This window comes from Sorangium sp. So ce296 (genome assembly GCF_051529605.1).
In the GTDB taxonomy this organism is placed as follows: domain Bacteria; phylum Myxococcota_A; class Polyangia; order Polyangiales; family Polyangiaceae; genus Sorangium; species Sorangium cellulosum_D.
On the sequence record NZ_CP150325.1, the window covers coordinates 5840850 to 5859931 of the forward strand.

At 72.5% G+C, this 19082-nt stretch carries 11 protein-coding genes; 9 read left to right on the forward strand and 2 right to left on the reverse strand.

Going from position 1 to position 19082, the window contains the following annotated elements; all coding sequences use genetic code 11:
- Positions 1-77: 77 nt before the first annotated feature.
- From WME98_RS21750 to WME98_RS21775, 6 genes are all read left to right on the forward strand, one after another.
- Complete coding sequence (locus WME98_RS21750; RefSeq protein WP_437953019.1) at positions 78-4019, forward strand: protein kinase domain-containing protein; 3942 nt, start codon at positions 78-80, stop codon at positions 4017-4019.
- 318 nt (positions 4020-4337) lie between these two features.
- Complete coding sequence (locus tag WME98_RS21755; RefSeq protein WP_437953020.1) at positions 4338-5684, forward strand: phenylacetate--CoA ligase family protein; 1347 nt, start codon at positions 4338-4340, stop codon at positions 5682-5684.
- Positions 5681-6871 (forward strand): glycosyltransferase family 4 protein, encoded by a 1191-nt coding sequence (locus WME98_RS21760; RefSeq protein ID WP_437953021.1) that lies wholly within the window; start codon positions 5681-5683, stop codon positions 6869-6871. Before WME98_RS21755 ends, WME98_RS21760 begins: the two co-directional genes overlap by 4 nt.
- A 271-nt stretch (positions 6872-7142) precedes the next feature.
- On the forward strand, positions 7143-7415 hold the full coding sequence (locus WME98_RS21765) for a hypothetical protein (protein ID WP_437953022.1): 273 nt from the start codon (positions 7143-7145) through the stop codon (positions 7413-7415).
- Entirely contained in the window at positions 7409-7810 is a 402-nt protein-coding gene (locus WME98_RS21770; protein ID WP_437953023.1) for a hypothetical protein, read from the forward strand. The genes WME98_RS21765 and WME98_RS21770 overlap by 7 nt, the downstream gene beginning before the upstream one ends.
- Positions 7807-8835 carry a hypothetical protein gene (locus tag WME98_RS21775; RefSeq protein WP_437953024.1) on the forward strand — a complete coding sequence of 343 codons (1029 nt, stop codon included), beginning with the start codon at positions 7807-7809 and terminating at the stop codon, positions 8833-8835. The genes WME98_RS21770 and WME98_RS21775 overlap by 4 nt, the downstream gene beginning before the upstream one ends.
- Before the next feature lie 191 nt (positions 8836-9026).
- On the opposite strand, the gene WME98_RS21780 is transcribed toward WME98_RS21775, so the two are convergent.
- Entirely contained in the window at positions 9027-10466 is a 1440-nt protein-coding gene (locus WME98_RS21780) for a sigma 54-interacting transcriptional regulator (RefSeq protein WP_437953025.1), read from the reverse strand.
- A gap of 485 nt (positions 10467-10951) precedes the next feature.
- Between WME98_RS21780 and WME98_RS21785 the strand changes: the two genes are divergently transcribed.
- From WME98_RS21785 to WME98_RS21795, 3 genes are all read left to right on the forward strand, one after another.
- Positions 10952-13501, forward strand: coding sequence for a glucosyltransferase-I (locus tag WME98_RS21785; protein ID WP_437953026.1), 2550 nt, complete (start codon positions 10952-10954; stop codon positions 13499-13501).
- Between the two features lie 300 nt (positions 13502-13801).
- A complete protein-coding gene (locus WME98_RS21790; protein ID WP_437953027.1) occupies positions 13802-16726 on the forward strand; it encodes an nSTAND1 domain-containing NTPase in 2925 nt (974 codons plus the stop codon).
- A gap of 33 nt (positions 16727-16759) precedes the next feature.
- Positions 16760-17764, forward strand: a complete 1005-nt coding sequence (locus WME98_RS21795) for a hypothetical protein (RefSeq protein ID WP_437953028.1) — start codon at positions 16760-16762, stop codon at positions 17762-17764.
- A gap of 24 nt (positions 17765-17788) precedes the next feature.
- On the opposite strand, the gene WME98_RS21800 is transcribed toward WME98_RS21795, so the two are convergent.
- The gene (locus WME98_RS21800) at positions 17789-18982 is read right to left on the reverse strand and encodes a hypothetical protein (protein ID WP_437953029.1); all 1194 of its coding nucleotides are present in this window, start codon (positions 18980-18982) and stop codon (positions 17789-17791) included.
- Between the last annotated feature and the right edge of the window lie 100 nt (positions 18983-19082).

A 19082-nucleotide genomic window follows, 5' to 3' on the forward strand; every position in this document is an offset into this window, starting at 1 on the left:
GCCGGCGGCCCCGTCCCGCGCACGGGCGCCGGGATCTCGCCTCTCGGTCCGCCCTCCGTGTGATACTCGCCGTCCCGATGAAACCCGGGGACATCGTCGCCGACCGCTTCCTGATCGAGCGCCTCGCCGGGTCGGGCGGGATGGGCTCCGTCTACCGCGCCCTCGACCGGCACACCGGCGAGACCGCCGCCCTCAAGGTCATGTCCGGCCGCGGCCTCGAGCACAGCGAGCGCTTCGCCCGCGAGGCGCAGGTCCTCGCCGAGCTCAGGCACCCGGGCATCGTCCGGTACATCGCCCAGGGCGCCACCGAGAGCGGCGAGCCGTGGCTCGCCCTGGAGTGGCTCGAGGGCGAGAGCCTCGCCGACCGGCTCCGCCGCCGCGGGCTCACCGTCGCCGAGAGCGTCACCCTCGGCCTCCGCGTCGCCGAGGCCCTCGCCGAGGCCCACCGCAACAACGTCGTCCACCGCGACCTCAAGCCGAGCAACCTCTACCTCGTCGACAAGTCGGTCGAGCAGGTCAAGCTCCTCGACTTCGGCATCGCGCGCCTCACCTCGCTCGCGCCCCTCACCATGACCGGCGTCGTCATGGGCACCCCGTTCTACATGGCGCCCGAGCAGGCGCGCGGCGAGCGCGCCGTCGGGACCGCGGCCGACGTGTTCGCCCTCGGCTGCGTCCTGTTCCACTGCCTCACCGGACGCCCGCCGTTCGTCGGCGACGACATCCACACCGCCCTCCTCCGCGTCGTGCTCGACGAGGCGCCCCGCCTCCGCGACATGCGCGCCGACATCCCCGAGAGCATCGACGCCGCCGTCGCGCACATGCTCGCCAAGGACCCGGCCCAGCGGCCCGCGAACGGCGCCGCCGTCGCCCTCGAGCTGCTCCGCGTCGGCGAGATCAAGAGCACCCCCCCGGCGCCCGTGAGCCGGCGCGCGAGCGCGCTCACGACCGGCGAGCGGCGGACCGTCTGCCTGATGCTCGCCCGGGTGGGCCAGCCGGAAGCGCCGGCCTGGCAAGGGCCCACCATGCCGATGACCCTCCCGATGACCATGCCCCTCGCGCGCACCGTCTCGGAAGACGAGGTGAAGCGCGTGGCCACCCGCTTCGGCGGGACCCTCCAGACGCTTGCCGACGGGCTCCTGCTCATCACCCTCGAGGGGCGCGGCCTCATCACCGACCAGGCGGCGCGCGCGGCCCGGTGCGCCCTCGAGGTGCGCGACCTCCTGCCCGGCGTGCAGATGGCCCTCGTCGCGGGCCGCGGCTCCGCCGACGACCGCCTCCCGATGGGCCCGACCATCGACCGCGCCGTGCGCCTGCTCGACCGCGCCGACGGCGGCTCCGTCCGCCTCGACGAGGTGATGGCCGGCCTGCTCGACGCCCGCTTCGACGTCGGCGGCGACGCGACCGGCCTCGTGCTCCGCGCCGAGCGCGACCTCGTCGAGGCGGCGCGCACCCTCCTCGGCCGGACGACGCCGTTCGTGGGGCGCGACCACGAGCTCGCCATCCTCGACGCCGTGCTCGACGAGTGCCTCTCCGAGCCGACCGCGCGCGCCGTGCTCATCACCGCGCCCGCGGGCCTCGGCAAGAGCCGGCTGCGCTACGAGTTCCTCCGCCGCGTCGAGGAGCGCGAGCAGCGCGTGCAGGTCTGGCTCGGCCACGCCGACCCGATGAGCGCCGGCTCGCCGTTCGGGATGCTGCGCCAGATGCTCCGCCGCGAGGCCGGGCTGTCCGGCGGCGAGCCGCAGGAGGTCCGCGAGCAGCGCCTCCGCGCCCGCGTGGGCCGCACCCTCTCGGGCGGCGACCTCGCCCGCGTGACCGAGTTCCTCGGCGAGGTGGCGCGGATCCACTTCTCCGACGAGGGCCGGGTCGAGCTGCGCGCGGCGCGCAGCGACCCGATGCTCATGGGCGACCAGATCCGCCGCGCCTGGGAGGACTTCGTGCTCGCCGAGTGCCGCGACGAGCCGGTGCTCCTCGTGCTGGAGGACCTCCAGTGGGGCGACGTGCCCACGGTCAAGCTCATCGACGCGGCGCTCGCGCTCCGGGACCAGCCGCTCATGGTGCTCGCGCTCGCGCGGCCCGAGGTCGAGGCCGTCTTCCCGAAGGTGTGGGTCTCGCGCGGCGTGCAGGAGATCCGGCTGCGCGAGATCGGGCGCCGGGGGAGCGAGCGGCTCGTGCGCGAGGTGCTCGGCGACGCGGTGACGCCCGACCTCTGCGCGCGGCTGTGCGAGCGCGCCGGGGGCAACGCGTTCTACCTGGAAGAGCTCATCCGCGCCGCCGCCTCGGGGCGCACCGAGGCGCTCCCCGAGACCGTGCTGTCCATGGTGCAGGCCCGCCTGGAGTCGCTCGACGGCGAGGCGCGGCGCGTGCTCCGGGCCGCGAGCGTCTTCGGCCAGAAGTTCTGGCGCGGCGGGCTGATGGCGCTGCTCGGCGGCGAGCGCCGGGCGCCGCAGGTCGACGGGTGGCTCGCGGTGCTGGTCGATCGCGAGCTCATCGCGCGCCGCGGCGAGGGGAAGTTCAGGGGCCACGACGAGTACGCCTTCCGGCACGCGCTCGTGCGCGAGGCGGCGTACGCGACGCTGACCGACGCGGACCGCGCGCTCGGCCACCTGCTCGCCGGCGAGTGGCTGGAGGCCGCGGGCGAGCGCGACGCGGCGCTCCTCGCCGACCACTTCGAGCGCGGCGGCGACGCCGAGCGGGCGGTCATCTGGTTCCGGCGCGCGGCGGAGCAGGCGCTCGGGGCGAACGACTTCCGCGCCGCCATCCAGCGCGCCGAGCAGGGCGCCGCGAGCGCCGAGGTCGACGGGGAGCTCTTCGCGGCGCTGCGCCTCGTCCAGGCCGAGGCCCACAAGTGGCTCGGCGAGGCCGCCGAGGCCGAGCGGTGCGCCGTGATGGCGATGAACGGCTTCCCGCGGAAGAGCGCGCTCTGGTACGCGGCGGCCGCGGAGGCGGCGTCGATGCGCGTGCGCCTCGGCATGGGCGAGAAGCTCGCGGACCTCGTCGACGAGCTCCGGGGCGGGCGGCCGAGCGGCGAGCGCGGCGGGCCGCCGGAGCTGCTCGACGAGGCGACCGGCGCCTCGGTGAGCGCGCTGGCGCGCATCGCCGGGTCGCTCCTGCACGGCGGCCAGTACGCCGCCGCCGAGGAGATCGTGCAGGAGCTCGCGCGGGTGGCGATGCCGCTCGCCGAGCGGGACGCGGCGGTGGCGGCGCGCCTCCACGCGCTCCGCGCGTCGCAGGCGCTCTGCTACGGCGACCCGGCGGCGTCGCTGGAGTGGACCGAGCAGAGCATCCCGGCGTACCTCCAGACGGGCGACATCAGGAACGCGTGCCTGAGCCGGGTGAACGCGGCGCACTGCCTCGTGCAGCTCGGGGCGTACGGCCGCGCCGAGGCGGAGCTGCGCGACGCGCTCGCCGAGGCGGAGCGGCTCGGGCTCTACAACGTGGCGGCGTTCGCGAAGCAGAACCTGGGGCTGCTCTGGATCCAGCAGGGCGATCTCGGCGCGGCGCGCGCGGTCACGGCCGAGGCGGTGGAGGCGTTCGCGGCGCAGGCGAACCGGCGGCAGGAGGCGCGGTCGCGCGCCTACCTCGCGGCGATCCTGACCCGGCTCGGCAGCCTGGGGGCGGCGGACAACGAGGCGGGCGCGGCGGTGGCGATGCTGGCGCACGTGCCGACGCTCCAGGCGCTGGCGCTCGCGGTGCGCGCGCGGGTGCTGCTCGAGCAGGGCCGCGCCCACGAGGCGCTCGAGGCGGCGCGGCGCGGGCTCGGGCTGCTCGTGTCGGTCGGCGGGACCGAGGAGGGCGAGGCGCAGATCCGGCTCGTGTACGCCGAGTCGCTCCGGGCCGCCGGCCACCACGACGCGGCGCGCGAGGCGATCGCGGTGGCGATGCAGCGGCTCGTCGCGCGGGCGCAGTGGATCCGCGACCCGGCGCGGCGGCAGAGCTTCTGCCAGGCGGTGCCGGAGAACTCCAAGACGTTCGCGCTGGCGGCGCTCTGGCAGCAAGAGGCGGAGCCCACCTTGCAATGAGGCGCCGAGTCGCGGGCCGCGCGCCGCGCGCCGCGTGCCGCATCGACGTGCGACGAGCCCGCTCGCCCGTCCCCGCTGCGCGGCCGGCCGCGCGGTGTTGGCCGGCCGCGCAGCGTCGACGGAGCGCCGCCCGTAGCGGGTGTGTGGTTTCGCCGGCGCTGGAACAGCCGTGATCGGAAGTCCATCCACGACACCTCCGTTACCCTCGTGAGAGCGCACGAAACGCGCGCGCCGCGGCGGCCGCGGCAGCTTGACTGTTTGTCGGAGCTCCGAAAGAATCGTCCGTCGGTAGATATGTATTCAGTACTCTTCCGGAACGTGCTGTTTCCCGTTTACGAGACGAAACTCCGAAGGAGGGCGACGCTGACATATCTCGATGAGCTGAAGCGGTCCCAGTGGCGGCCGGAGAGCGAGCTGCGCGAGCTCAACTGGCGAAAGATGCTGGCGACCCTCCGCTTCGCCGAGGAGAAGGTGCCCTTCTACCGGCGCCGCTTCGCGGAATACGGCGTGCGGGTGAAGGACGTGCACGCGCCCGCGGATCTCGTGCGCTTCCCCGTCCTGACCAAGGCCGATCTCCGCGCGCACGGCGGCGAGCTCATCGCCGAGGGCTGGAACGGCAAGCTCTTCAGGAGCGGCACGGGCGGATCGACCGGGGAGCCGGCGCAGTTCTTCTACGATCACACCACGTACGAGTGTCGTCAGGCCGCCGCCCTGCGCGCTGACGCGTGGGCCGGCGGGCGCATCGGGGACAAGGAGCTGTACATCTGGGGCATACCGACCCACGAGCCTCGATGGAAGAAGGTGAAGCGCACGCTGCACGAGGCGTTCCTCCGGAAGAAGACGGTCAGCGCGTGGAACCTGGCGGAGGCGCGGCTCGCGGGGGTGGTGGACGAGATCCTCCGCTACCAGCCGAACCTCATCGTCGGGTACACGAGCCCGCTCTACTACACGGCGCGCTACGCGCTCGAGGCGGGGCGCAGGCTGCCGACGCCGAAGGGGATCATCGCGACGGCGGAGCGGCTCTTCCCCCACCAGCGCGAGGTCATCGAGAAGGCGTTCCAGGCGCCGGTCTACGATCGCTACGGATGCAGGGAGATGATGCTGATCGGCGCGGAGTGCGAGCGCCGCGAGGGCAAGCACCTCAACATCGAGAACGTCTTCGTCGAGGTCCAGTGCGGCGGCCGGCTCGCGCGGCCCGGCGAGCCGGGGGAGGTGATCCTGACCGACCTCCTGTGCCGGTCGATGCCGCTCATCCGCTACAAGAACGAGGACGTGGTGGTCGCGGCCGACAAGTCCTGCTCGTGCGGCCGCGGGCTGCCGCTGCTCGCCTCGGTCGAGGGGCGGGTGCTCGACATGATCGTCGGGCCGGACGGCCAGCTCCTCTCGGCCGTGTTCTTCCCCTACTTCTTCAAGGACAACCCGACGGTGGAGCGGTACCAGGTCCACCAGGACAAGTCGCGGGCGATCACGATCCGGATCGTCCCCAGCGCGGGTTACCAGCCGGAGACGTCGCAGGCGATCGAGCGCGATCTGCGCCGGTTCCTCGGCGACCGGGCGGACATCCGGGTGGAGCTCGTCGACGAGATCCCGGTCACCTCGGGCGGCAAGTTCCGCTTCACGGTGTCCGAGGTGCCGATCGAGTTCGGGCGCGAGGCCGCGGCGTGAACGGTGCCCCCGAGGTCCGGCCGGCGGGCGGCGAGGGGCCGCGCGCCGCGCCGGGCCAGCCCGCGAAGGTCGCCCACGTCGTCCTTTCGCTCAACGTCGGCGGGCTCGAGCGGGTGGTGCTGCGGCTGCTCGAGCGGACGGCGCGCGACCGGTTCGCGCCGATCGTGTGCGCGCTGGAGGAGCCCGGCGCGCTGGCCGAGGAGCTCGCGCGGCTCGGCGTGCCGCTCGTGGTGCTGCCGCGGCGGCCCGGGCTCGACCCGGGGCTGCCGGTGCGGCTGTCGGCGTGGCTGCGGCGCGAGGGGATCCGGCTGGTGCACACGCACAACCCGGGGCCGCACCTCTACGGCGCGCTGGCGGCGGGCCTCGCGCGGGCCGCGAGCCTGCCGGGGCGGGGCGGGGGGCCGCGCGTCATCCACACGAAGCACGGGCGCAACTACCCGAAGCAGAAGCGGAAGGTGCTGGTCAACCGGCTGGCCGCGGCGCTCACGGACCGGGTGGTGGCGGTGAGCGACGACGCGCGCGCGGTGGCGCTCGAGGTGGAGCGGGTCGATCCGGCCAAGGTGGTGACGATCCTGAACGGCGTGGACACGGACGTGTTCCGGCCGGGCGACGCGGGCGCGGCGCGGGCGCGGCTCGGGGTGCCGGCGTCGGGCTACCACGTGGGGTGCGTCGCGCGGCTGTCGCCCGAGAAGGACCACGCGACGCTGCTCGCGGCGTTCGCGCGGCTCCGGGAGGTGCGGCCGGACGCGCACCTGACGCTGATCGGCGACGGCCCGCTGCGGCCGGCGCTCGAGGAGCAGGCGGCGCGGCTCGGGCTCGGCGGGGCGGTCGCGTTCACGGGGACGCGCGGCGACGTGGCGGAGCTCTTGCCGGCGTTCGACGTGTTCGCGCTCGCGTCGCTGACCGAGGGGATCTCGCTGACGCTGATCGAGGCGGCGGCGGCGGGGCTGCCGATCGTGGCGACGCGGGTGGGGGGCAACCCGGAGATCATCGAGGAGGGGTCGACGGGGCTGCTCGTGTCGCCGGGGGCGCCGGAGCCGCTGGCGGCCGCGCTGGAGGCGGTCGCGGTGCGGGAGGACCGGGCCGCGATGGGGATGCGCGGGCGGGCGGCGGTGATCGAGCGGTTCGGGGTGGACCAGATGGTGCGGGCGTACGAGGAGCTCTACGCCGAGGTGCTCGGGGGGTAACTCCGCAGCGCACGATACCGAGCGTCTGCTTCATAGGAGAACGCCCGGGTCGGTTTCGTCCTCGCAGAAAGAGGTTGTTGGTGGTGGTGTGCAACGGCTCGTCGCTGAGCCTGGTGATTGCCGGCGCCGCCGCAGGCGAGGGGACCACGAGGGTCGACGTTGCGGGCGCCATGCTCACAGGATGCCTTTCGCTTGTGCTCCGTGGCCCGAGGGACGTCTTGTCCGGCGATGCGGCGCGGTATAGCCTCCGTCACGCTCAGGAGGGAGGCGTATGAGACGTCTGCATGTCGCCGTGCTCGTTCCGCTCGTCGCTGGCTGTTCGATCCTGGACCCAGAAGATCGCGCGGAGCTGAGGCGTCAGATTGCGGCGATGCCGCACGACGAGCTGATGGAGATGAAGCGCTGGACCATGCACGAGCTGGCGAAGGAATGGTTGGAGACAAGGGACGAGAACGACCAGGTGGGCAAGGTAGTGTGCCGCGACAACGAGGGTGGCTATGGAGCGGATGGTACGATCGTCCGAATAAGTACATCACCGTGGTAGATATGCTCTCCTGTCTCAGGGGGAAGCCCAATCTTCCGAACTATCTCTTTTGCGCTGAAGAATTTGCGTCGTGGGTCGTCCCTGACGCGAAGAATGAGATCGAGAAGTTGCTGCCCGCGTATACCGAAATCGAGTGCAAGTACGTGTGGGATTCTCGATATGAGCCCGAGAAGGTGGATCCGAAGATGGTCGATATAGATGCGATCGAGTCGGATGATATCATCCAAGCCATGATCAGCCTTCCGGGGCCGCCTCCAGGGTGGGCCATTCCTCGGTTCGCGCCGCTCCTCTGCCCGCTCGGCGCAGGGGAGGGCTGGGGATGCCCTCCCAGACCGTCCGACTCGTTCCCCACGGGCGGAGAGCCGACAGACCCTCCTGGCGGGGATCAACCGTGAAACGTTATCTCGTCGCGCGCGAGGCGGGCAATGGGGCGGTCATGTTCATGACCAAGGATCCACGAAAATGGAAGTCTTACCTCCAGAACCTGGGCGAGGTGTGTGGCACGGCATGGCGAGACGATCTGTCAGAGGAGGAGCGCGCGTGGGCCGAGGCGCACCGGAGAGAGTTCAACCACTGGGTCGACGGCAGAGCCGCCCCGCCGTGGCCGATGCTGATCGCCGCCGTGAAGCGCGCGTTCGTTGCCGGCTATGGGGCTCTCGAGCGAAAGCCCACCACAGAGGCCGAGGCGCTCGCGCGCCTGGACAGGACCTATCTCTGGAAGCTGCTGACGGCCGAGGATGTGGCCCAGGGCCACGGCCCCGAGGCGCTCCGCGCCTTCCAGCGGGGCTTCCGGCTGGGACGAAGCGAGAGACCCTTCTCCACGAAGAGGAACATCCCCCGGATGGTGGATCCTCCCTATCACTGGTACCGCCAGCAGGCGGAGGCGAACTTGCCGGGACCGAGCGCAGCTCGCGAGCGAGCCCTCGTGGCCGCATGGCGCGCGAGCGGCGCGAGTCGCGAGGACGTGGAGGCGAGCCAGCGAGCACTGCGCGAGCTCCACGCGAGCGCCTGGCGCAGTGATGTGCCTGAGGAGGATCGCGCGTGGGCCGAGGCGTACCGCGAGACGTGCGCGCACTGGGTCACCGTCCACCGGCGCGACGCGGTGGCGCAGAGCGCCTACGAGGCCTATCTCCGGAGCAGCGACGGAATCCTCGACGGGGAGCCTGCGCCCCCTTGGTCGAAGCGGCGCCACCGCGACTCGGAACCGTGGCGGTTCGTTGCAGATCGCGTCGAGGACGCGCCCGAGGGCGAGAGCGAGCTCGCGACGGCCGAGGCGGCCGCGCGCGAGTTCTGGGACGCGCGCTGGCGGGAGGCGCCGCCGTGGGACGGCGACCCGGCCCAGGCGCACTGGCTCGCGGCGGTCCGCGCTGCGCGGATCACGTCGGCGGCGATGGCCGACCATATCCCCAAGCCCTATTAGGCACGCGAAGATGCCCGTTGTCGCGGTCTTCCGCCTGCGCGACGATGGGCGAGCCGGCCGCCTGGTGGGAATACGCGAGCTTCTTGAATGTGCTGCCGGGGGATATCGGAGCGCGATCTCCGGTAGACGTCACCGCAGCGAACGCGCCGCGCCGGCGCCGGGCGCGCTCTCTCCGCCGCCCCGAGGTGAGCTCACCCCTCGGCTTCCTCGTCCCCGCCCGCCGCGCGTCGCGCGAGCCAGCGGCGGAGCTGGTTCCTGTGCATGCCGAGCGCCCGGGCCGCGCGCGTCACATTGCCCTGCTCACGGCGCAGCGCCGCCTCGATCTCCTCCTCGGCGGGCCACGACGCGGCCCGTCGCGAGGGCCGCTCCTCCGCCGCCGGCCGCGGCGCCCGCGCGGCGTCCTTCGCCGCCGTGCCGGTGGCGCTGCCGGACACGACCGCCGGCGTCCCGGGGAAGGCCAGCTGCCCCGCCGACGGGGAGAGGTGATGGTCGTGCACCACCGAGCTGCCCGCGAGGTGCGCCTCCTGCGCCGCTGCCCGGATCTCCGCGGTGAGCTCTCGAATGTTCCCTGGCCACGCCCGCAGGAGGCACGCCTCGATCAGCGACGCATGCGCCCGAGGGGGCGCGCTCGCCTCGGCGCGCGCGCCGGCCGCCGCATGTCGCAGGGCCGCATCGACGAGCCACGGGACGTCCTCCGGTCGCTCCCGGAGCCGCGGCATGCGGACCGAAGGCCGCGCGATGCGGAAGAAGAGATCGTCGCGCAGCTTCCCGGCGGCCACCTGCGCCCGCAGGTCCTTGTGGGTCGCCGAGACCAGCGCGAAATCCACCTGCACGGGCCGTGACGCCCCGAGCGGGAGCACCTCCTTCGCCTCCAGCGTCCTCAGGAGCTTCGCCTGCACGCCGAGGTCGAGCTCGGCCACCTCGTCGAGGAAGAGCACCCCGCCGCGCGCGGCCTGCACGTACCCTTCGGCGTCCGCCGCGGCGCCCGAGTACGCCCCCTTGCGGGCGCCGAAGAGCAGCCGCTCGGCCAGCCCCGCGGGGATGGCCGCGCAGTTCACGGGGACGAACGGCCCGTCGCGCCGCGGGCCGAGGGCGTGGAACGCCCGCGCCGCGTGCTCCTTGCCCGTTCCGCTCTCGCCGGCGACGTGCAGCGTCGCCCCGAGGCGCGCCGCCCGGTCGATCGCGTCCCACGTGCGGGCGAGGGTCGCCCCGAGGATCGTGCCGCCGGTGCGCGAGACCCCCGCGCGGAACGGCTCGACGTCGGCCAGGAGCAGGAACACCGACCAGCCCGTGCGCACGATCCGGAAGTCGGCGCCGGCGCGCGCGCCCATCAGTGGGACGCCGTCGAGCCAGGTGCCGTTCCGGCTGTCGAGATCCTCGACCCGCCACGCGCCGCCGGTCCAGCGCACGCGCGCGTGCCTTCGCGACATCCGCTGGTCGTTCAGGTGCACACCCGCGACCTCGCACCGCCCGAGCTCGATTTCGCCGTCCTCCAGCGGGAGCACGTCGCAGCGCGGGCTGTCCACCGAGAAGATGAGCAACAGCCCGGGTTTCGGCTCCTTGGGACCGAGTTGCTCGGAGGGGAGGCCGGGCGCGTCGTCCAGGGTCGTGTTCCGTGCGGGGAGCACCACGTCCCCGCGGAGTGTAACGCGGGTCTCTCGTCCGGTGCAGAGGGCACCGGCCGCGATCGACGAGCCTCCGCGCCGTTGCTGCAATGCGGCGCGCGCGCAGGATGCCCGGTGGCCGGCCCGTGTGCCCGCCCATGTGCCCGGCCCGTGTGCCCGTGCCCGCGCGCGAGCCATCCGACGTGCCAGCGCGCGGAACGCGGCGCTCGGGGCTCGTTTCTATGCCGGCATCTATGGCACATGGATTGCTTTGGACCTGGGCAGGTCCATGGAGGGGTATGTCGTCCGCGCGGCGCCGGGCCAGCGGAGGCTCGCCGGTCCTCGAAGGAGCTTTTCTTGCGAGCGCAGCTCGAGTGTTGGCCGCCGGGCGCGGCGAATGATCCAGCGCGACGTTCCCTCGCGTGCCAGGGGCGCGTCGGGTATCCGGCCTTCGTCGGCGTAGAGCATGGAGGCCGGCTCGTAGAGGCACATCACCGGAGGCGTTCTGAGCCATGAAACGACATCTGTTGTGGATGTGGAGCATCCTCCTCGCAGCGCTCGCGGTCGCGTGTGCGAGCGACATGTCCACGCCCTGTGGAGACGGCTACTGCCTTGCGGACTACACGTGCCGCACCCCGATTGTCGGAGCGCCGCGGTGCGTCTCGCCCGACACGCCGCGCGACGCCTGCGGCAACGGGATCCAAGAGCTCGGCGAGGAGTGCGACGAGGGCGATGTCGAGCCGGGTGACGGATGCGGCGCGAGCTGTCGTTGGGAGGTCTGCGGCAACGCGATCCTCGATCCCGGTGAAGAGTGCGACGAGGGCGATGTCGAGCCGGGCGACGGGTGCAGCGCGAGCTGCCGGCGGGAAGTCTGCGGCAACGGGATCCTGGAGAGCGGCGAGGAGTGCGACGAGGGCGATGTCGAGCCGGGCGACGGATGCGGCGCGAGCTGCCGGCGGGAAGTCTGCGGCAATGCAATCCTCGACCCCGGTGAAGAGTGCGACGAGGGCGACGTCGAGCCGGGCGACGGGTGCGGCGCGACCTGCCGGCGGGAGGTCTGCGGCAACGCGATCCCCGATCCCGGCGAGGAGTGCGACTGTGGCGCCGATGCGGTCGCGCCCCGGGACCCGTTATGCCGCGACCGCCAGAACGCGCCCGCTGGTGGGCTGTGCCGCCCGGACTGCCGGCTTCATTGCGGTGACGGCGAGAAAGCAGAAGAGGAGATGTGTGATCCCGCTGCTCCAGCGACCGTCTCCTGCGTGGATCTGCGTTTTGACTTCGGTCGCCCCGGCTGTGCGCGTGCTTGCGACTCGCTGGACGTCGAGGGCTGCGGCGAGTTCGGGTGGCGCTTCATGCATACGCCGTCCGAGTTGCCCCTTACAAGCGTGTGGGGCAGCGGGCCCAAAGATATCTACGCCGTCGGGTGGCACTCCCTGCTGCACTACGACGGCACCTCTTGGACACAAAACTTGTTGTCGCCCGGGATGCACCTGTTCGATGTGTGGGGCAGCGGTTCGAGGGACATTTTTGCCGTCGGATCCTCCGATTCCGGGAGGTTCGTCGCTGGGCTGCATTATGACGGAAGCTCCTGGACACCGATGAATTTGCCGGTCACTTGGCCTGGGGAGCTTTACGGCGTGTGGGGCAGCGGTCCGAGCGACGTCTTCGCCGTCGGATTCTCCGGTCTCGAGGCCGCCGGCGCTGTGCTGCATTATGACGGCAGCTCCTGGACATCGATGGATTTGCCGGTTGCTTTGCCGGACTACGCGGCTCTCCTAGGCGTGTGGGGCAGCGGTCCGAGCGACGTCTTCGCGGTTGGGAATGCGGGGATGTTGCTGCACTATGACGGCAACTCCTGGACGCAGATGGCTCTGCCGGTCACTTTGCCGGACAACGTGAATCTCTCCGGTGTGTGGGGCAGCGGTCCGAGCGACGTATTCGTCGTCGGGGATCCGGCCATCGCGCTGCACTATGACGGTAGCTCCTGGGTACAGATGGATTTGCCGGTCGATGCGCCTCTTGCTGACGTGTGGGGTGGCGGGGCCAATGTCTTCGCCGTCGGACACCCCGGTGTCGTGCTGCACTATGACGGCAGCTCCTGGACGCGGATGGTATCGCCGATAGATAGCCCTCTTCGGGGTGTGTGGAGTGGCGGCGCCAATGATGTCTTCGCCGTCGGCGGGGACGGCGTCGTGCTGCATTTTGACGGCATGGCGCGGATAGAGCTAGAGCTGCCTTTCTCGGCCCCTGCACTGTACGGTTTGTACGATATGTGGGGCAGCGGTTCGAGCGACGTCTTCGCCGTCGGGAACTTGGGCATGGTGCTGCACTATGACGGCAGCGTCTGGACCTCGATGGCTCCGCCGGTCGATGTTTCGCTCAGCGGCGTGTGGGGCAGCGGTCCGAGCGACGTCTTCGCCGTCGGGGACGGGGGCACGGTGCTGCACTATGACGGCAGCGCCTGGACCTCGATGGCTTCGCCGGTCGATGTACCTCTTCACGAGGTATGGGGAAGCGGTCCGGGCGACGTCTTCGCCGTTGGAGATTCGAGCGCCTTGCTGCACTATGACGGCAGCGCATGGACCTGGACCTCGATGCATTGGCCGGTCGCTGTGCCTCTTCACGACGTATGGGGCAGCGGTCCAAGCGACGTATTCGCCGTCGGAGATGCGGGCGTCGTGCTGCACTATGACGGCAGCGCCTGGACCTGGATGCCTTCGCCGGTCACTGTTTCGCTCAGAGGCGTGTGGGGCAGTGGTCCAAGCGACGTATTCGCCGTCGGGGACGGGGGCACGATGCTGCACTATGACGGCAGCGCCTGGACCTCGATCGCTTCGCCGGTCTATGCGCATTTCATGGACGTGTGGGGAAGCGGTCCGAGCGATGTCTTCGCCGTCGGGGACGGGGGCACGGTGCTGCACTTCGACGGGGTATCCTGGCTGCCCGTTGACTTGGACCCTCTGGATGTGGTGGCTATATGGGGCACCTCCACCAGCGACGTGTTTTTCCTCGGCGAGCAGGGGCGCAGCTATCGGCTCGTCCGGACGCCGCTCCGTCCTTGAAGGCGGAGGACGGAGGCTCGCCTCGGCCGGCTTCGTTCAGCGATGGACGCCCTGGAGCATCCCCCAACGCCCCCGGGCGTCGCCGCAGCCGGTCCATCGCCTCCGCAAGGGCCACGTTCCCGGCCCACGGCCCTGGACCTGTGAGGCGCGCGCAGCGACATTGGCATGAGCCCGGAGAGCGGAATATCCTTCGTGCCCGTGATGGACGCCCGCGGCAGCGGTTCCGACGACGAGGAGGCCGTCACCCCGCCGCCGGGCCGGAGGGGGCGTCCGCAGGCGAGACAGGGAGTCGGCCTATCGATGACCCTGGTCACCGAGGCGCCGCCGCGCACGGCGTCGACCGCCTACGAGCCGCCCACCGACGAGCGCCCCGCCGGGACGAGCGGCGCTCCGCGACGAGCGCCGCAGGCGCCGCCCGTCGCCGCCGGGACGTTCCTCGGCCACTACGAGCTCATTCGCGAGCTCGGCCGCGGGGGCATGGGCACGGTCTTCCTCGCCCGCGACGTCCGGCTGGGCCGGCTCGTGGCGATCAAGCTCGTCACCACGCTGACCGGCCACCGGCTCGACCGGTTCCTCGTCGAGGCCCGCGCCACCGCGCGCTGCAAGCACGAGAACATCGTGACCATCCACGATGTCAACGAGCACGGCGGGCACCCCTACATGGTGCTCGAATACATCGAAGGCCAGAGCCTCCGCGCGTGGATGACGCAGCGGCGCCCGGCTGGCGCGGCGAGAGGCGCTGCCGCCACCCCGCTATCGACGAGCGCGGCGGTGGAGGTGATGGTGCCCGTGGTGCGCGCCCTCGCGTGCGCCCACAAGCTCGGCATCGTGCACCGCGATCTCAAGCCGGAGAACATCATGCTGGAGGCGTCCGGCGCCATCAAGGTGCTCGACTTCGGCATCGCCAAGCAGCTCGACGCCGACGCCGCCTCCGCGCGCGACGAGCGCGCTCCCCACGCGCCCACCGATGCGATGGGCGCGCTCCCCCTGACGCGCGACGGCGCGGTCATGGGCACGCTCGCCTATATGTCCCCCGAGCAGCGGGCCGGCGAGGAGATCGACCACGCCACGGATATCTGGGCCGTCGGGATCATGCTGCATGAGCTCGTGACCGGCGCGCACCCGTTCGAGGAGGCGGGGGCGCCCGGCTCCGCGCGTCCCGCCGCGCTCGACGCGCCGGTCCGGGCGCTCGGCGGGGCGCGGGGCGACCTCGGCCCGCTCGGCCCGATCATCGAGCGGTGCCTGCGCTGGCAGCGATCCGAGCGCTTCGCCTCGGCCCAGCAGCTCCTCGCCGAGCTCACGCCGCTCCTGCCCGGGCGTCGCGAGATCGTCCTCGGCGCCGCCGAGAGCCCTTTCGCCGGCCTGTCGGCCTTCCAGGAGGTCGACGCCGATCGCTTCTTCGGCCGCGAGGACGACATCGCCGGCATGGTCGCGCGCCTGAAGAGCCAGCCGCTCCTCGCCATCGTCGGCGCCTCGGGCGTGGGGAAATCGTCGCTGGTGCGGGCGGGGATCATCCCGGCGCTCAAGCGCTCCGGGGCCGGGTGGGCGTCGCTCGTCCTGCGGCCAGGCCGCGAGCCCATGGCGGCGCTCGCCGATCTGCTCGGCCATCCAGCCCTCCGGGAGGAGGCCGAGGCCAAGACCGAGGACGACGCGCCCGCGGCGCTCGCCCGCGATCCCGCGCGCGGCCAGCGGATCGAGCGGCTGCGCGCCGAGCCGGGCTACCTCGGCGCCGCGCTGCGCGCGTGGTCCGCCCGGAACCAGCGCCGCGTCGTGCTGTTCGTCGATCAGTTCGAGGAGCTCTACACGCTCTCGTGCGACGCGCGCGATCGCGCCGCCTTCTTCTCGTGCCTCGAGGGCGTCGCCGACGACGCCTCCTCGCCCCTGCGCGTCATCCTCTCCACCCGCTCGGACTTCATCGAGCGCGTCGCCGAGGATAGGCGCTTCATGGCGGGGGTGACCCGCGGGCTCGTGTTCCTCTCGCCCATCGGCCGGGAGGGGCTGCGCGACGCGCTCCTGAAGCCGATCGAGGCGGCGCGGTACGAGATCGAGGACCCGGCGATGGTCGACGGCATCCTCGATGTGCTGGAGACGACCCACGGCGCGCTCCCCCTCCTGCAGTTCACCGCGGCCAGGCTGTGGGACATGCGCGACCGCGAGCGGCGGCTCCTGACGCGGGCGAGCTACGAGGCGATCGGCGGCGTGGCCGGCACGCTGGCGAGCCACGCCGACGCGGTGCTGGCCGGGCTCGGCGGCCGCCAGGCGAAGCTCTGCCGCGCCATCCTCGAGCGCCTGGTCACGCCCGAGCGCACGCGGGCCATCGCCAGCCTGGAAGAGCTCCGCGAGCTGCCCGGAGACGGCGATCCCGGCGAGCTCGAGAGCGTCGTCCACCTGCTGGCCGACGCGCGGCTCCTCGCCATCGAGACCGGGCGCGACAACGCCGGCAGCCGGGTGGAGATCGTGCACGAGTCGCTCATCGAGCGGTGGCCGACGTTGCTGCGCTGGCTCGACGAGAACCAGGAAGACGCCGTGTTCCTCGACAAGCTGCGCGCCGCGGCCCGGCAGTGGGCGTCGAGCGGCGGCGCCGACGACCTCCTGTGGCGCGGCAAGCTCGCCGAGGAGGCGCGCCGCTTCCGGGAGCGCTCCGAGCGCCGGCTGCCCGAGCGCGAGCAGCGCTACCTCGACGCCGTGATCGGGCTGGCCGGCCAGGCGCAGCGCAGGAAGCGCAACCTCATCGTCGGGACCATCGCGAGCCTGGCCCTCCTGGTCGTCGGGGCCACCGCGGGCATCGTCACGGTGGTGCGCCAGAACCGGGTCATCAGCGCGCAGCTCGCGGACATCCGCCGGACCGAGGACAGCCTCGAGGAGGCGCTCGCGCGAGAGACGGCGTCCCGGCAGGCCGCCGAGCACGCGAGGATGAGCACGGAAGAGCAGCGGAAGCGGGCGGAGCTGCTGCAGCGAGAGGCCGAGGAGGCCAGGGACAGGGCCGAAGCCGAGGCCGAGCGGGCGCGCGCCGCGGCCGGCGAGGCGCGGACGGCGCGCGACGAGGCGCGGACATCCGAGGTCGAGGCGCGGCGCGCCAAGGCCCAGGCCGATGACGAGCGGGCCAGGGCCGGCGTCGAGGCGCGGAGGGCCAAGCAAGCCGCAGACGACGAGCGACGCAGCAAGGAAGAGCTGGAGCAGCTCATCCAGCGCTCCGTCGGGCGGATCCGGGACCGCTTGAGGTAAAAAGCGCTCCGGGGGATCATCGAACCATCCCCCGTGCAGAGGACGCCGACGAGCACGCGCGCCGCGATCTGTTCATGGCTCTCGATCGCGGTGCTCGCGTCCCGGGCCGCGCCCGCGTGGGCTCAGGCCGAGGCGGCGTTGCCCCCCTGGCATGAGGGCGTCCCCGAGGAGCGCAAGCAGGCGGCGCTGGAGCTCTTCATGCAGGGGCGGGACCTGCACCGAAGGATGGTGCTCGGCGACGCCAAGAAGAAGTACGAGGAGGCGCTCGCCCTGTGGGAGCACCCGGATCTCCGGTTCTATCTGGGCAGGGTGCTCAAGATGATGGGGATGCCGCTGCTCGCCTACGAGAACCTGCGCCTGTCCCTCCGGTGGGGGCCGGCGTCGCTCGATCCGGAGGACCTTGAAGAGGCGCGCGCGCTGATGAAGGAGCTCGTCGAGCGGGAGCTGGCCGTCGTCGAGATGCGCTGCGATGAGCTCGGCGCCGCGGTGCTGCTCGACGGGAGGCCGTGGTTCGTCGGCCCGGGGTCGGCGCGCCGGTTCGTGACGCCGGGAGAGCATGTCATCAGCGCGCGGAAGGAGGGGTATTTCCCCCTCGTCGAGCCCGTCGTCGTGCTCGCCGGGGCGCACGCCTCGGGCGCGCTCACGCTGAGCGCCGACGGCCTCGTCACGGTGCGCCGGTGGGCCGCCTGGAAGCCGTGGGCCGTGGTCGGGGCCGGCGCGGGCCTCGGGCTGGCGGGCGCGGTGTTGCGCTGGCAAGCCGACGAGCACATGGAAGCGGCGGAGCAGCAGTTCGAAGACACGTGCACGTCGAGCTGCGCTCCGACGACGACGGACACGACCAGCCGGGGGCTCACGGAGAGCCGCGTCGCCACCGGCCTGTTCATCGCCGGCGGCGCGACCCTGGCGGCAGGCGCGGTCCTCGTGTTCCTCAACATGCCGCGGACGTATCGCAGCGAGGATCGAGGCGGCGTGGAGCTCCGGATCGAGCCCGCGGCCTCGGGCGCGATCGCCGGGCTGTCGGCGCGGCTCTCCTTTTGAACCGCTTTTGAACCGCCTAAATGCCTATTCGCTCGGATCGAGCTCGATCCCGGCGGTCCACGCGCCGCCCTTCCCCTCGTCGCGCAGGGTCGCCCGCCCCGCGGCGACGTCGAGATCGAGCGCCGGATCCCCGCCGTTCTGGGTCGTGTTCCCGTCGTGGACGCGGACGACCCGGCCCTCCTCCACCGCGCACCCGGACATGCCGGTGGTGCCGGCGCCGTAGAGCATGCGGCCGCCGCACTCGATGCGCGTGCGGCACTTGTCGGACCGTGGAATCCACGAGGAGCGCAGCGCGCATTTCGCGCCCGCCTTCACCGGGCTCGGGCCCGTGGTCTCGGTGACGCGCGCCGACCGGCGCAGCGCCTTCCCGGTGGCGTCGAGGAGCGGCTCCCCGCCCACGGGCGCGCTCTGGGGAGACAGCGTGAGCTCGACGCGGTACGCGGGCGCCGAGTCGCGCCAGACCGCGCCGGTCCGGCCGAGGCTGTCGAGCGACACCTCGGCCCGCTCCCCCGCGCGCGTTCCCTTGTCGTCGTAGGAGAGCGCATAAACATAGGTTCCGGGCGCCGCGCCCCGGTCCTCCTCCACGCCGCTGCGGAACATCGACATGCCATTGAGCGGATCGCTCGATCGATAGATCGCCCTCCCGCCGCAGACGACGTCGAGCGCGGGCACGCGGAGGTCGTCGCCCGAGCTCGTGAGCTTCGCCTCGACGGTGCACGGCGCGCCGGCCGAGAGGGGGAGCCCCGTGGCGCGCGCCACGGTCGCCTTCCACGTCGCGGTCCGGGTCGCGAGCGGCTTCTCCGGGGCGGGCGCGGCCGGCTCCGGCGGCGGCGGCGCGGGCTCGGGCGGGGGCGCCGGAGACACGGGGACGGGCTCCGGCGGCGGGGCCGCGACCGGCCGCGGCGGGCCGTTGATCGCGTAAGACTCCGGCCGCCTCATCGCGTAGCCCGCGACCATGGCGCAGAACCCGACGCCCGCGATCGTCGCCAGGACCGGCACGATCAGCGAGCGCTTCGGCCCGCCCCGCAAATCGTCGAGCTCGCGGCCGAGCTGGTCGAGCACGCGGCGGGCCTCGTCCATCTGACGCTCGAGCTGCTCGACGCGCGCCGCCCGGCCTTCGTCCCCCTGATCCTCGAGCTCCTTCCTGGCCGACGCGAGCTGCTCCTCGAGGCTGTCCACGCGCCCGCGCAGCGCGTCCCGTTCGTCGCGGTACCGCATCGCACAACGATAGCACCCGCGGCTCGCCCGACGCGCGGGCGCGCGGCTCGCCCGACGCGCCGCCGGCGGAGCGCCTCGCGCCGCGGGGCGCTCCGCCGAC

Excerpts from the sequence above, each read along its gene's own strand:
- WME98_RS21750 (WP_437953019.1), top strand. The coding sequence starts at position 78 with ATGAAACCCGGGGACATCGTCGCCGACCGCTTCCTGATCGAGCGCCTC.
- WME98_RS21765 (WP_437953022.1), top strand. The coding sequence starts at position 7,143 with ATGAGACGTCTGCATGTCGCCGTGCTCGTTCCGCTCGTCGCTGGCTGT.
- WME98_RS21785 (WP_437953026.1), top strand. The coding sequence starts at position 10,952 with ATGAAACGACATCTGTTGTGGATGTGGAGCATCCTCCTCGCAGCGCTC.
- WME98_RS21790 (WP_437953027.1), top strand. The coding sequence starts at position 13,802 with ATGACCCTGGTCACCGAGGCGCCGCCGCGCACGGCGTCGACCGCCTAC.
- WME98_RS21800 (WP_437953029.1), bottom strand. The coding sequence starts at position 18,982 with ATGCGGTACCGCGACGAACGGGACGCGCTGCGCGGGCGCGTGGACAGC.